The 13,573-nt window shown below is 72.9% G+C and carries 10 protein-coding genes; 4 read left to right on the forward strand and 6 right to left on the reverse strand.

What is annotated here, in order from left to right:
• Window positions 1-94 precede the first annotated feature (94 nt).
• The 3 genes from ACFVDM_RS35380 to ACFVDM_RS35390 form a co-directional block, all read right to left on the reverse strand.
• Window positions 95-1,999, reverse strand: coding sequence for a SpoIIE family protein phosphatase (locus ACFVDM_RS35380; protein WP_383650462.1), 1,905 nt, complete (start codon window positions 1,997-1,999; stop codon window positions 95-97).
• Window positions 2,000-2,392: 393 nt separating this feature from the next.
• Window positions 2,393-3,091, reverse strand: coding sequence for a DUF402 domain-containing protein (locus ACFVDM_RS35385; protein ID WP_383650464.1), 699 nt, complete (start codon window positions 3,089-3,091; stop codon window positions 2,393-2,395).
• 45 nt (window positions 3,092-3,136) lie between these two features.
• A complete protein-coding gene (locus ACFVDM_RS35390; protein WP_383650467.1) occupies window positions 3,137-4,540 on the reverse strand; it encodes a class II fumarate hydratase in 1,404 nt (467 codons plus the stop codon).
• Window positions 4,541-4,654: 114 nt separating this feature from the next.
• Here ACFVDM_RS35390 and ACFVDM_RS35395 point away from each other — a divergent pair, with 114 nt between their 5' ends.
• Complete coding sequence (locus tag ACFVDM_RS35395; RefSeq protein ID WP_383650470.1) at window positions 4,655-6,181, forward strand: ricin-type beta-trefoil lectin domain protein; 1,527 nt, start codon at window positions 4,655-4,657, stop codon at window positions 6,179-6,181.
• Between the two features lie 52 nt (window positions 6,182-6,233).
• Here ACFVDM_RS35395 and ACFVDM_RS35400 read toward each other — a convergent pair whose 3' ends face one another.
• Complete coding sequence (locus tag ACFVDM_RS35400) at window positions 6,234-7,535, reverse strand: M18 family aminopeptidase (RefSeq protein ID WP_383650472.1); 1,302 nt, start codon at window positions 7,533-7,535, stop codon at window positions 6,234-6,236.
• A gap of 403 nt (window positions 7,536-7,938) precedes the next feature.
• Entirely contained in the window at window positions 7,939-9,129 is a 1,191-nt protein-coding gene (locus ACFVDM_RS35405) for an MFS transporter (protein WP_383650493.1), read from the reverse strand.
• 161 nt (window positions 9,130-9,290) lie between these two features.
• On the opposite strand from ACFVDM_RS35405, the gene ACFVDM_RS35410 reads away from it, so the two are divergent.
• A complete protein-coding gene (locus tag ACFVDM_RS35410; protein ID WP_383650475.1) occupies window positions 9,291-10,310 on the forward strand; it encodes a LuxR C-terminal-related transcriptional regulator in 1,020 nt (339 codons plus the stop codon).
• Window positions 10,311-10,348: 38 nt separating this feature from the next.
• Here ACFVDM_RS35410 and ACFVDM_RS35415 read toward each other — a convergent pair whose 3' ends face one another.
• Window positions 10,349-12,016: a fumarate hydratase gene (locus tag ACFVDM_RS35415; protein WP_383650477.1), complete on the reverse strand. Its 1,668-nt coding sequence runs from the start codon at window positions 12,014-12,016 to the stop codon at window positions 10,349-10,351.
• A gap of 181 nt (window positions 12,017-12,197) precedes the next feature.
• Here ACFVDM_RS35415 and ACFVDM_RS35420 point away from each other — a divergent pair, with 181 nt between their 5' ends.
• Window positions 12,198-12,899, forward strand: a complete 702-nt coding sequence (locus ACFVDM_RS35420; protein WP_383650479.1) for a DUF1707 domain-containing protein — start codon at window positions 12,198-12,200, stop codon at window positions 12,897-12,899.
• Window positions 12,900-13,049: 150 nt separating this feature from the next.
• Window positions 13,050-13,421, forward strand: coding sequence for a WhiB family transcriptional regulator (locus tag ACFVDM_RS35425; protein ID WP_383650481.1), 372 nt, complete (start codon window positions 13,050-13,052; stop codon window positions 13,419-13,421).
• The last annotated feature ends 152 nt before the right edge of the window (window positions 13,422-13,573 follow it).

Genomic DNA, 13,573 nt, shown 5'->3' on the forward strand with positions numbered 1-13,573 from the left:
TCAGGCCGCGTGGCACACGACTGAAGTCAACTCCGGGACGGGAGGGTCGGCAACATTTCGGTCACCCAGGGTGACGGGGTGCGGGGGGTGGTGGTCACTGCCCCCGGGCGGGCATCTCGAACCAGACGACCTTGCCGGTCGAGAGCCGGGTCGCCCCCCACCGCCGGGCCAGCCGGTTGACCAGGAACAGCCCCCGGCCGCCCTCGTCCATGTCCCGGGCGCGCCGCTGCCGGGGCAGCTGCGGGGCGTCGTCGCCGACCTCGCAGCGCAGCATGTCGGTCCGCAGCAGCCGCAGCGTCACCGGCCGCTCCGCGTACCGCACGGCATTGGTCACCACCTCGCTGACCAGCAGCTCCACCGAGTCCGCCAGCTCGTCCAGACCCCAGCGGCTCAGCGCCCGGCGGGCCAGCCGACGAGCCCGGCCCGGGGCCGAGTCCTCCGGGTCCAGATGCCAGTACGCCACGTCGCTGGGCGCGATCCCGTCGAACCGGGCGGCGAGCAGCGCGATGTCGTCGTCCCGGTCGCCCGGCCCGAGCATGTCCAGCACGTCGTCGCAGAGGGCCTCCAGCGGCGGCGAGTGGTCCGGACCGGTCAGCCGGGCCGTGGCGGCCAGCCGCTCGCGCAGCTGCTCGATGCCGGTCCACACGTCCCGCAGCCGGGACTCCACCAGGCCGTCGGTGTAGAGCAGCAGCGTGGCGCCCGCGGGCGCGTCCAGCTCCACGGCCTCGAAGTCCACCCCGCCGACCCCGATCGGGGCCCCGGGCGGCACCTTCAGCACCTCGGCACGGCCCCCGAGGTGGAGCAGCACGGGCGGCGGATGGCCGGCGTTGGCGATGGTGATCCGGTGCGCGACGGGGTCGTACACCGCGTACAGGCAGGTCGCCATGCGGTCGCTGCCCAGCCGCTGCGCCTGTTCGTCCAGATGGTGCAGGACCTCCTGCGGAGGCAGGTCGAGACCGGCCAGGGTCTGGGCGGTGGTGCGCAGCTGGCCCATGATCGCGGCGGAGGTCATGGAGTGGCCCATCACATCACCGACGACGAGGGCGACCCGGCTGCCGGGCAGCGGGATCGCGTCGTACCAGTCGCCGCCGACCCGGGCCGTCTCGGCGGCCGGGAGATAGCGCGAGGCGAGCCGCACACCGGTCGGCTGCGGGAGCGAGTCGGGCAGCATGGTGCGCTGGAGCTCGTCCGCGATGTAGGCCTCGCGGCCGTAGAGCACGGCCTTGTCGATGCCGAGCGCGGTGTGCGTGGCCAGCTGCGCGGCGACCAGCAGATCGTTGGCCTCGAAGGGCGGGCGTTCGGTGCCGCGCAGGAAGACGGCCGCGCCGATCACCCGGCGCCGGCCGCGCAGCGGCGCGAGGATGGCCCGGTGCCCGGAGGGCACGACCCGGTCGGCGCCCAGCAGCTCGGGCAGCGCGACCCGGGCAGCGGCCGAGTCGCCGAAGACCGGCCGCACGCCGCGCAGCACCTCGGCCAGCGCGCCGCCGGCCAGCACCTCGCACAGCTCCGCGGCGGGGATCAGATCGCCCTGCGGATCGACGGCGGGCGGCCGCAGCCGCTCGGTCTCCGACAGGCTCTCGGTGTCCTCGTCGCTCAGCCGCAGCCGGTCGGAGCGGCGCAGCCGCAGGACGAACGGGCTGACGGGCCGCTCGTCGCCGACCGGGAGCGGGTCGCGGAGATAGACGAGTATGGCGTCGGAGAACGTCGGCACGCTGGCCCGGCACAGGCCCAGGACGATCTCGTCCAGGTCTATGCCGCGGGCGATCCGCCGGGTCGCGGCCCCCACGAAGCGCAGCCGGTCGCCCTCGCGACGGGCCGCTGCCTGCGGGTCGGGGGCCGGTCCGGCCGGGGCCGGGTTCGGGCCCTTGGCCGGGGCCGGGATCGCCGCGGAGGCAGGGGCGGGCGCGGCCGCGGCATCGCGCTGCCGCGGCCGGGTGCGTTCCTGCGACCGGGCAGCGAGAGGCTGCCGGCCTTCGTGGGAGGTGGGCTGCTCCGTCACGCGTGGGATTCCGTCCGTCCGGGCCGGTTGGATGAGGCAGTGGCTTCGGCCTCGTGAGGCGCTACTGTGCCCCGGCGGGAGCGGCCGTCACAACGGCCGGATTCCCGTGTCCCGGGACGCGGGGCCGAAACCGTTCGCCGGCCGGGAGGGCCGATGACAACGTTTCCGGTGCCGGGGCGTCGGACAGCGAGCACGTCTCCACCCCCTCGTCGTGGCTCCTGCGGTGTCGGGCAACTCGTGCGACTCATACGGCTGATGCGGTTCATGAAGCGTGCGATGTCTGCGACGACTCGGTGACTTGCGGTCAGGCCGCGTCCCGCGCCCGTGGGTTGGGGCGGAGCGTGGCTCCCGAGGACGATCCTACGTTTGCCCCCGCGGGGTGCATCAAGGGTCTCATGTCGGCATGGCGGAAGGGGTGCGGTCCCAGTCATCGGGGAGCCGGTCCCAGTCGGCGGGCAGCTCCGGCACCCGCCAGGCCGGATCGGGCCGCCAGTCCTCCCAGCCGTCGCGGAACGGCGCCCCCCAGTCGGTGATCACCCCGACCGCGGCCCGTCCCGCCGCCCGCACCCGCCGGGCCTGGTCCGGGGTCATCAGCCCGGCCCGCTGGGCCTGGGCGAACTCGTCCTCGTCGCGCCAGAGCCAGCTGCGGTCCGGGTAGACCGAGATGTCGAGGAAGTGGTCCTCGGAGTCGATCCCGCCCCGCCAGCGGGTCCGGGGCTCCTCCAGGTTCACGTACCAGCTGCGGAACTGCCAGGAGCGTTCCCAGAACAGCCAGACCGACCAGGGCTCGCCGGGCCGGGCCAGCTTGAGCACCCCGTTGCCCAGCCAGGGGGTGCGGGCGGTGGTGCGCGGGGCGGTGTACCGGGTGGCGAGCGGTTCCGCGTGCACGTCTGTGCCGTCCGCCAGCACCGGCTTCACGCATTCGGTGCCGGGGGCCACCCAGACGGCGAGCAGCTCGTCGGTGTCCTGGACGACGGTGACCGGACGGCAGATGTGGACGGGGTGGGGCGACCGGCCGGGCCCGTTGCCGCGGTAGCGCCACAGGATCTGATCACCCGGCGCCCAGCGCTCGGTCTCTCCGGTACCTGTCATGGAGAGATCCTAATGAGGCCGCCGCCCGCGTCGCAGCGACGCGTGTCACGGACGGGTCATACGCAACACGTCGAGCGCCTCGTCGAGCTGTTCCACGGTGAGGTCGCCGCGTTCGACGTAGCCCATGTCCAGCACCACCTCGCGGATCGTGCGGCGTTCGGCCAGCGCGCGCTTGGCGACCTTGGCGGCCTCCTCGTAGCCGATGTACTTGTTCAGCGGGGTGACGACGGACGGGGAGGACTCGGCGTACTCCCGGGCCCGCTCGGCATGGGCGGTGATCCCGTCGACCGTGCGGTCCGCGAGCAGCCGGGAGGCGTTGGCCAGCAGCCGGACGGACTCCAGCAGGTTCTTGGCCATGACCGGGAGCATCACGTTCAGCTCGAAGTTGCCGGCGGCCCCGGCGGCGGCCACCGTGGCGTCGTTCCCCGTCACCTGCGCGGCGACCATCAGCACGGCCTCGGGGATGACCGGATTCACCTTGCCCGGCATGATCGAGGAGCCCGGCTGGAGGTCGGGGAGGCTGATCTCGGCGAGGCCGGTGCGCGGGCCCGAGGCCATCCAGCGCAGATCGTTGGAGATCTTGGTCAGCGAGCCCGCGATCGTGCGGAGCTGTCCGGAGGTCTCGACCAGGCCGTCCCGGGCGCCCTGCGCCTCGAAGTGGTCCCGGGCCTCGGTGAGCGGCAGCCCCGTGGCCCGCGCGACCTCGGCGATCACGGCGGCGGAGAAGCCGGGCGGGGTGTTGATGCCGGTGCCCACGGCGGTGCCGCCCAGCGGGAGCTCGGCGAGGCGGGGCAGCGAGGCGCGCAGCCGCTCGACGCCGTAGCGGATCTGGGCCGCGTAACCGCCGAACTCCTGGCCCAGGGTGACGGGGGTGGCGTCCATCAGATGGGTGCGCCCCGACTTCACGACGGTGGCGAACTCCGCGGCCTTGCGTTCCAGGGCGGCCGCCAGATGCTCCAGGGCCGGGACCAGATCGCCGGTCACGGCCGCGGTGGCGGCGATGTGGATGGAGGACGGGAAGACGTCGTTGGAGGACTGCGAGGCGTTGACGTGGTCGTTGGGATGGACCTCGCGGCCGAGGCGTTCGGTGGCGAGGGTGGCCAGCACCTCATTGGTGTTCATGTTCGAGGAGGTACCGGAGCCGGTCTGGAAGACGTCGACGGGGAAGTGCGCGTCCCAGCGGCCCTCGGCGACCTCGGCCGCCGCCTCCTGGATCGCCCGCGCGATGTCCGGGTCGAGGACCTTCAGCTCGGCGTTGACCTTGGCCGCGGCGGCCTTGACGCGGGCCAGGGCCTCGATGTGGGCCCGCTCCAGGCGCTGTCCGGAGACCGGGAAGTTCTCCACGGCCCGCTGCGTCTGGGCCCGCCACTTGGCGTCCGCGGGCACCCTGACCTCGCCCATCGAGTCGTGCTCGATCCGGTAGCCCTCGCCCGTTCCCTGATCCGTCATCGTTCAATCTCCTTGAAGTCGCCCAAAAAGATGAGCACTTGTCTTGTTCCATGTATTCCCAAGTCGCCTACCGACCAGTAAATACCGGGGGTAACCACAACCCGGGGAGGCGCAATGAGGCGCACCAGGCACAGACTCCGCTGTACCGTCGCGGCCGCCGCGGCCATGGCGGCCGCGCTCGGCGGCATGACCGTCGCCGCCGGACCGGCGGGAGCGGCACAGCCCGCGTCCAGCACTACCGCATCCACCGCACTGCCGCCCGAACTGGAGGCCATCCGCGCCGCCGAGGCCACCCGGCTGTACGGCGACCCGGCCGAGCGGCCGCTCGCCCAGCGCAAGACCGGGCTCATCTCGCTCGGCGACAGCGAGATCTCCGGCGAGGGCGTCGGCACGTACGAGGCGGGCACCAACGGCCCCGACAACTGGTGCCACCGCTCACCCGACTCCGCCATCCACCGCACCGGCATCGCCGCCGACGTCACGTACAACGTCTCCTGCTCCGGCGCGTACACCGGCAACATCGTCATCGGCGGCTCCAAGCAGTACGCCGACGAACTGGTGCAGAGCGACAACCTCGCCATCAAGGCGCGCAACACCCGCATCAAGATGATCGTGCTGGTCGCGGGCGCCAACGACGACCTCCAGTTCGGTCCGGTCATGACGGACTGCGTCACCCGCTGGGTGCTGTCCCAGGGCACCTGCGAGCCCAAGTACGACGGCGGCTGGCAGGCCCGTGTCGACGGGCTCGTCCCCAAGGTCGAGAAGACCGTCCGCGACCTGCGCACCGTGATGACCGGCGCCGGATACGCGGACGGCGACTACAAGCTCGTCGTCATGGGCTACCCGAGCCCCATCGGCCCGGACTTCTACGACAACCCGAACTACCCGGGCAAGCTTCCCGGCGGCTGCGCCGGATACGACTCCGACGCCGCCTGGGGCCGCAACGTCGCCGTCCCCGCCTTCGAACGCGGCATGCGCAGGGCGGCCGCCGACACCGGTGCGGTCTACCTGGACAACTCCCGGCTCTTCCACGGCCACGAGGTGTGCAGCGAGTCGACCTGGGCCCGCGGCCTCTACATCGACCTCTCGCACTTCCCGCCGGACTCCAACTCCGTCCGGCAGTCCTTCCACCCCAACGCCGCCGGCCACGGCGCCTTCGCCTCCTGCCTCACCCAGATCTACAACGCCGGGGTGCGCGAGGCGAGCTGCGCCGACCCGGCGAGCACCGGACAGCCGGTGCTCCAGCCGCTGGCCTGGGACGACGCCTTCAAGCCGGTGCGCGGTGAGGCGACCGGCAGCTGTCTGGACGCCCCCGCCTCGGTCACCCGCAACAACACCGGGGTCACCGGCTGGGAGTGCCACGGCGGACGCAACCAGGGCTGGTGGTACGACTCCGGCACCCGGACGCTGCGCACGGAGCTCAGCCACGACCGCTGCCTGGACGTCCCGGGCGCCGACTACAGGGCGGGCGCCGCGCTGATCCTCTACAACTGCTCGGGCGCGGCCAACCAGAAGTTCGTCCGGCAGTCCGGCACCCTGCGCCCGGCCGCCGCGACCGGGCTGTGCGCGACCCTGGCGGGCGCCCACGACCCGCTCCGCCTCCAGCCCTGCGACGGAGGTGCCCAGCAGCGCTTCGCGTGACCGCGCCCCTCGTACGACGGTGCGGGGAGGGGGACGCCCCTCCCCGCACGGCTCAGCCGCCGGTCACGAAGGCGCCGAGGACCGCCGCAAGATGGCCCGGGTCGTCCGCCCCGCACAGCTCGCGCGCCGAGTGCATCGAGAGCCCCGGAACGCCCACGTCCACCGTCTGCACCCCCAGCCGGGCCGCCGTGAGCGGGCCGATCGAGGTGCCGCACGGCATCGCGTTGTGGGAGACGAACGGCTGCCAGGGCGCACCCGCCCGCTCGCACGCCGAGGCGAACACCGCGATCCCCGAGGAGTCGGTGGCGTACCGCTGGTTGACGTTGACCTTCACCGTCGGGCCGCCGTTGGGCAGCGGGCGGTGGTCGGGGTCGTGGCGCTCCGCGTAGTTGGGGTGCACGGCGTGCGCCATGTCGGCCGAGACGCAGAACGCCCCCGACAGGGCGCGCGCCCAGTCCTCCGGACTGCCGCCCCTGGCCGTCACGGAACGGCTCAGCACCCGCTCCAGCAGGGGGCTCTGCGCCCCGGTGTCCGAACCGCTGCCGACCTCCTCGTGGTCGAAGGCCGCCAGCACCGGTACGTACGCCGGCTCCGCCCCACGGGCGGCCGCCGCGGTCAGCGCGGTCACCCCGGCGTGCACCGAGACCAGGTTGTCCAGCCGCGAGGACACCAGGAACTCCCGCTCCGCGCCCAGATATCCGGGCGGCTGGACGTCATGGAGCATCAGGTCCCAGCCCAGCACCTCGTCCGGATCCGCCTCGGCGGCCTCCGCGACCCGGCGCAGCAGCGCGCCCTCCTCGGCCCGGCCCAGCGACCAGACCGGCGCGAGGTGCCGCTGCCGGTCCAGGGCCAGACCGTCGTTGACGGTGCGGTCCAGATGGATCGCCAGCTGCGGCACGCGCAGCAGCGGTTCGTCGATCTGGACCAGCCGTGACTCGACGCGGCCGCCGGGACCGCGCAGCGCGAGCCGGCCCGAGACGCCCAGATCCCGGTCGAGCCAGGTGTTGAGCGGGACCCCGCCGTAGATCTCCACGGCGATCTGCCGCCAACCCGCCGACGCGGTGTCGGGGCTGGGCTTGACGCGCAGGTTCGGCGAGTCGGTGTGGGTGCCGATGATCCGGAACGGGGTGTGGGCGGGTGTCCCGGACGGGGCGTACCAGGCGATCAGGGCGCCGCCGCGGGCGACGAAGCAGCCCCCGGTCGTGCCCGTCCAGTCGTCGGTGCCGCGCAGCTCGCGGAAGCCGGCCTTCTCCAGCCGCTGGGCCGCGCTCGCCACCGCGTGGTACGGGGACGGGCTGGCACTGATGAAGGAGAGCAGGTCGTCGGCGTGGCTGCGAGGGGGTACCGGCGTCATGCGGTGTCCGCCTTTCCGGAGTGGGAGGGTGCGGGCGCGGGGGACCGGACCGCGGGGCGAGGGGGACGGTTCGGACAGGGGCACGGGAACGGGGGCGGCCCCGGCAACGTCGGACAACTCACCGCACCGGCCGTCCGTCCCGCAAGCGGCCCGGCCGGGGACCTGCGGAAAAGAGGCGGTGGCGTGCGGGACCGGGCCCGGTACCCGTCCGCCGGGGCCCAGGAGGCGGAAGGGACCGGTGGGGCGGTACGGACCCGGCCCGCCCGGCCCCCGCGCCGCCCGCCGCCCGCCACGCGCACGGCCACGGAGGGCTCCGGCCGTCGCGACGGGGCGTGCGCCGCGGGGCCGTACCACGCGAGATTGGCTGGAATCAGACGGTCGGGGCAGGGATCGCCGCACCGGTTCACGGCGCCGTCGCCGTCCCGCGCGCCCCCCGCACCCGGATCAGGAAGACCACCGCCACCAGCAGGGCCACCCCGTGCGACCAGCCCACCACCGCCAGCGGGCTGAAGCGGTCCAGGGCCGCCGCCACGAGGATCATCCCGGCCCCGAAGCCCAGGTTCTCCACCGTCGCGGAGAGCCCGAAGGCATGCGCCCGCGGTCCGGCCGGCAGGGTCTGGAGATGCGAGGTGTACGCGACCTCGGTGAGCCCGTCGGCGGCCCCGGCGACCAGGGCGACCACCGCCGTGGCCACCGGCCCGAACCCCGCGAACGCCAGGACGAACGAGCCCGACATCAGACAGGTGCCGTAGCCGAAGGCCGCCGCCCCCGGCGCCCGGCCGGTCCGCTTCCCGTACCGCTGGACCGCCCGCTGGGCCGCGATGTTGCCCAGCGCCCACAGACACCAGAACGCGCTGACGAACACGGCGGGGCGCGCGGCGTCGAGCGTGCTGGAGTAGACCGGCAGCGCCGCGTTGTGCGACGAGGAGCCGAGCGCGTCCACCCCGCGCAGCGCCACCATCAGCGCCATCCCCGGCACGGCGGACAGCGCGGCGAACGCGACGGGCATCCGCCGCCGGGCCGCCGGGGCCTCCTCCTCCGCCCGCTCCGGCCGCCGCTCCCCGCCGCCCGCGAACGGCAGCAGCGCCACCGTCACCGCGCACACCGTGAACGTCGCCATGTCCACCACGAACGCGGCGGTGTACCCGACGAGCGAGACGACCACGCCCGCCGAGGCGAAACCGGCCACCATCGCCATCGAACGCCCGGTGATCGACAGCGAGTTCGCCCAGGACCGCCGCTCCTCGCCGACCATCTCCGGAATGGAACTGCGCAGCGCCACCATGAACAGCGTCCCGCACCCGCCGACCACCACGGAGACCGCGACCAGCGCAGCCGTCCGCAGGGCGTCCGGCGCGCAGATCAGCAGCAGCATCACCGCCGCCTGCGCGATATTCGTCCAGAGCATGATGCTTTTCGCCGTGAAACGCGCCAGCAGCGTGCCCGCCGTCAGCCCGGCCGCGAATCCCGAACCCAGCCGGACCGCCATGAACAGCCCCAGCGCGAGGGCCCGCCCCGTCGTCTCGTAGACGAACAGATTGAGCGCCACCATATTCAGGAACGTGCCGTACGAGGAGACGGCGTAACCCGCCACCAGGACGCGGTACCGCCGTTCACCGCGCGCGGAGCCGTCCGGCGTTCCGGCGGGGCGGCCGGGGGAGGGGGACTCGGTCTCGGACGTCATCCCGCCATGGTCGTCCGGCCCCCGCGAAGCTCCGCCGCCGGACCGCATGCGCAAAGGTAATCTGCATCCTTGTGAAGGACGATCATTCCCGCCCACCGATGTGTGATTGCCGCGAATCGTCGTCGGACGGCCGCGCGTGGGGTGACCGTCCCGTACCGGAGCGTCCGTGCGAGACGGCGCTCACCGCCTACCGCGGCGCACTGCGCACCGGCGGACTTCCCGCCTCCGAGGTCCCCGACTGCCTGCGGGCCCTGCATCTGATGGTCGCCGACCGCGAGGCCCCGGGACTCCTCATCCCCGTACCGCCCGAGACCGCCTCCCACGCCGCGCTCACCCCGCTCCGGGAAGCCGTCCTCGAACGCCGCCGCACCCTGCGCGCCACCCGCACCGCGCTCTCCGTCTTCGAGACCCTGTACGCGGACGCGCACCGCACCAGCCGGCCCGAGCTCACCCGGCTCTCCGGCCGGGCCGTCATCAGCAAGGCGCTCGACGCCGGGGTGGCCGACTGCCGCGAGGAGGTGCGCACCGCCCATCCCGGCGGCGGCCGGCCCGCGGGCGTCCTGGAGGAGGCCCTCACCCGGGACCTGGGCAACCTCGGCCGGGGCGTCCACCAGCGCACGATCTACCAGCACACCGTCCGCTCCGACCGGGCCACGCTCGCCTACATCGAGCAGGTGACCGCCGCCGGGGCCGAGGTCAGGACCCTCGCCGAGATCACCGACCGGGTCATCGTCCTCGACCGGGACCTGGCCTTCGTCCCCTTCTCCGACGCACCCGACGAGGCGCTGCGCATCCAGCACCCGTCCCTGGTCCGCTTCCTGGTCCGCGCCTTCGACGAGGCCTGGGCCCGCGCGGTACCGGTCCGGCCCGAACGCACCCCGCTGCGCACCCCCGTCGTCACCTCCGACCTCCAGCGCGCCATCCTCGTCGCGGTGGTCAACGGCGAGACGGACGCCGCCATCGCCCGGCGGATCGGCATGAGCCGCCGCAGCGTCGCCGAGCACATGCGGAAGGTCTCCGAGCAGCTGGGCAGCACCAGCCGCGCGCAGCTCGGCTATCTGGTCGCGACCTCGGGACTGCTCGACGGCTGAGCCCGCGGCCCGGAGTACCCGGGCCGCGGGCCGTCGCCTCAGGCCAGACCGGGGCCGCGCACCGGAATGCTGGTGAACGTGGGCGCCGGGGCGGGCTCGGTGAAGAAGTCGTTGCCCTTGTCGTCGACGACGACGAACGCCGGGAAGTCCTCCACCTCGATCCTCCAGACCGCCTCCATGCCGAGCTCCTCGTACTCGACGACCTCGACCTTCTTGATGCAGTCCTGCGCGAGCCGGGCCGCCGGGCCGCCGATCGAGCCGAGGTAGAAACCGCCGTGCTCGCCGCACGCGTCGGTGACCTGCTTCGAGCGGTTGCCCTTCGCCAGCATCACCTTGGAGCCGCCCGCCGCCTGGAACTGCGCGACATAGCTGTCCATCCGGCCGGCCGTCGTCGGGCCGAAGGAACCGGAGGCGTAACCCTCGGGCGTCTTCGCCGGACCCGCGTAGTACACCGGGTGGTCCTTCAGGTACTGCGGCATCTCCTCGCCCGCGTCGAGGCGTTCCTTGATCTTGGCGTGCGCGATGTCGCGCGCCACGACCAGCGGACCGGTCAGCGAGAGCCGGGTCTTCACCGGGTACTTGGTCAGCTCGGCGAGGATCTCGTCCATCGGCCGGTTGAGGTCGATCCGGACGACGTCGCCGCCGGTGTCCAGGTGCTCGTCGGTGGTGTCCGGCAGGAAGCGCGCCGGGTCCTTCTCCAGCTGCTCCAGGAAGACGCCCTCGGCGGTGATCTTCGCGGTGGCCTGACGGTCGGCCGAGCAGGACACGGCGATCGCGACGGGCAGCGAGGCGCCGTGCCGGGGCAGCCGCACCACGCGCACGTCGTGGCAGAAGTACTTCCCGCCGAACTGCGCCCCGATCCCGATCTTCTGCGTCAGCTCGAAGACCTTCTCCTCCAGCTCCTTGTCACGGAAGCCGTGACCGGTGGGGGAGCCCTCGGTGGGCAGCTCGTCCAAGTAGTGCGCGGAGGCGTACTTCGCGGTCTTCAGCGCGAACTCGGCGGACGTACCGCCGACGACGATCGCCAGGTGGTACGGCGGGCAGGCCGCGGTGCCCAGCGAACGGATCTTCTCCTCCAGGAACTTCATCATGGAGGCCTCGTTGAGGACCGCCTTGGTCTCCTGGAAGAGGAACGACTTGTTGGCCGAGCCGCCGCCCTTGGCCATGAAGAGGAACTTGTACGCGCCGCCGTCGGTCGCGTACAGCTCGATCTGGGCCGGGAGGTTGGAGCCGGTGTTCTTCTCGTCCCACATGGTCAGCGGGGCCATCTGCGAGTAGCGCAGGTTGAGCTTGGTGTACGCGTCGAAGATGCCGTGCGACAGGGCCTCCTCGTCACCGCCCTCGGTCAGCACGTTCTGCCCGCGCTTGCCCATCACGATCGCGGTGCCGGTGTCCTGGCACATGGGCAGCACGCCCGCGGCGGCGATGTTCGCGTTCTTCAGCAGGTCGAGCGCGACGAACTTGTCGTTCGACGAGGCCTCCGGGTCGTCCACGATCCGCCGCAGCTGCGCCAGGTGGGCCGGGCGCAGATAGTGCGAGATGTCGTGCATGGCCTCGGCGGCCAGGGTGCGCAGCGCCTCCGGCTCGACCTTGAGGAACGTACGCCCGTCGGCCTCGAAGGTGGACACACCCTCGGCGGTGACCAGTCGGTACGGCGTGGTGTCCTCGCCCACGGGGAGCAGATCGGAGTACGCAAACTCTGGCATTACGGCCATTCCTCACTCGGCAGACAGCGGCTGGCCACCCTTGGACAGCGCACCCACCAGGGTAGGACCCCGCGCGGGCACCGGGCTTGTGAGGTAGGGCTCACCGTGCCCCGCGCGTATGCGCGCGACAGGCGGCGTTGCCCCCTAGTCGCGATCTATCGCGTTTGGGTACGCTGGGCCGGTGGACCTCGAAAAGCACCCCCAGCGGCCGGCCGCACCGGCGGAACCCGAAGGCATCCGCGCCTCCGACGCGGACCGCGACCGGATCGCGGACATCCTGCGGGAGGCGATGGCCGAGGGCCGGCTGACCGCCGACGAGCACGCCGAGCGCGTCGACTCGGTCTACCGCGCCAAGACCGTCGGGGAGCTCGAACCGCTCGTACGGGACCTCCCGATACCGGGCGGCGTCCCCCGGGCGGCGGCCGCCCCCGCCGCCGACGTCCCGGAGGAGCCGGCGGGCCCGGCCGACAACCTGGTGGCGATCTTCAGCAGCTCCACCCGCAAGGGGCGTTGGCGCGTCGGCGCGCGGACGAACGCGTTCGCGCTGTTCGGCAGCGTCGAAATCGACCTGACCGAGGCCCTGTTCGGCCAGCGGCTCACCGTGATCAACGCGACCTCCGTCTTCGGCAGCGTGGAGATCAGGGTTCCGGAGAACATCTCGCTGCGCGGCAGCGGTACGGGCATCTTCGGGAATTTCGAAGTCGTCACGCTGGAATCGCCCGAGCCCGAGGCCCCGGTGGTCGTCGTCAACGGATATTCGGTGTTCGGCAGCGTCGAGGCAAAGCCCAAGCGCGGCAAGTTCATCGCGGATCTCCAGGACCGGGTGCGCAAACACCTCGACAAGCACCTGGACAGGAATCTCGGCAAACACCTCGGTCACTGACGTCGATTCGGCGCGGATTCGGCACCGAATCGGGGCCCGCGCATTTCCGCGGATTCCGAACGGAGTGCCACTCAGTGCATAGGCGTGCGTACAGCGGGTAGGGAGTGCTGCATCGTCTCTCGCTCGCGAAGCCGTCGTCAGGAGTAGACCGTGCTGTCACTGCCGCACCAGTCCCTGCAGGTCGCCGCCGTGCCTCCGCAGCGGTCCCCCGCCCGGGAGGACCAGGCCGGTCCCTGGCACTCGGAGGCGGTGTGCCGCCGGGACGAGGCCGGGCTGTTCTTCGCCCCGTCGAAGGAGCCGACCGCCGCCCGGCTGTCGCGGGAGGAGTCCGCCAAGCGGGTCTGCGCACGGTGCCCGGTGATGACCGAGTGCCGCGAGCACGCGCTGGTGCAGCCCGAGCCGTACGGGGTCTGGGGCGGTCTCACCGCGGCCGAGCGCCGGGTGGCGCTGGCCCGCAGACGCCGGCGCGAGGTGGAGCTCAAGGCCTCCGGGGCGGCCGGCCGCATCGCGGCGGCGGGCTGAGGCACCCGCACCGCGCACCCCGACGCCCGGCTCCCGTTCCCGGACACTGTTCCGGATCCGGTCCCGTCCGCCCGAAGAGGCGCCCCCCCCCCCCCGCGGGGGGGCCCGCGGGGGGGGGGCGGGCCCCGGGGGGGGCGGCCGCCCCCCCGGGG

This window comes from Streptomyces sp. NPDC057682, assembly GCF_042799575.1.
In the GTDB taxonomy this organism is placed as follows: Bacteria; Actinomycetota; Actinomycetes; order Streptomycetales; family Streptomycetaceae; genus Streptomyces.

What these genes read in the sequence shown, in the direction of transcription:
- ACFVDM_RS35385 (WP_383650464.1), bottom strand. Translation starts at nt 3,091, where the DNA reads ATGACAGGTACCGGAGAGACCGAGCGCTGGGCGCCGGGTGATCAGATC.
- ACFVDM_RS35390 (WP_383650467.1), bottom strand. Translation starts at nt 4,540, where the DNA reads ATGACGGATCAGGGAACGGGCGAGGGCTACCGGATCGAGCACGACTCG.
- ACFVDM_RS35395 (WP_383650470.1), top strand. Translation starts at nt 4,655, where the DNA reads ATGAGGCGCACCAGGCACAGACTCCGCTGTACCGTCGCGGCCGCCGCG.
- ACFVDM_RS35400 (WP_383650472.1), bottom strand. Translation starts at nt 7,535, where the DNA reads ATGACGCCGGTACCCCCTCGCAGCCACGCCGACGACCTGCTCTCCTTC.
- ACFVDM_RS35415 (WP_383650477.1), bottom strand. Translation starts at nt 12,016, where the DNA reads ATGCCAGAGTTTGCGTACTCCGATCTGCTCCCCGTGGGCGAGGACACC.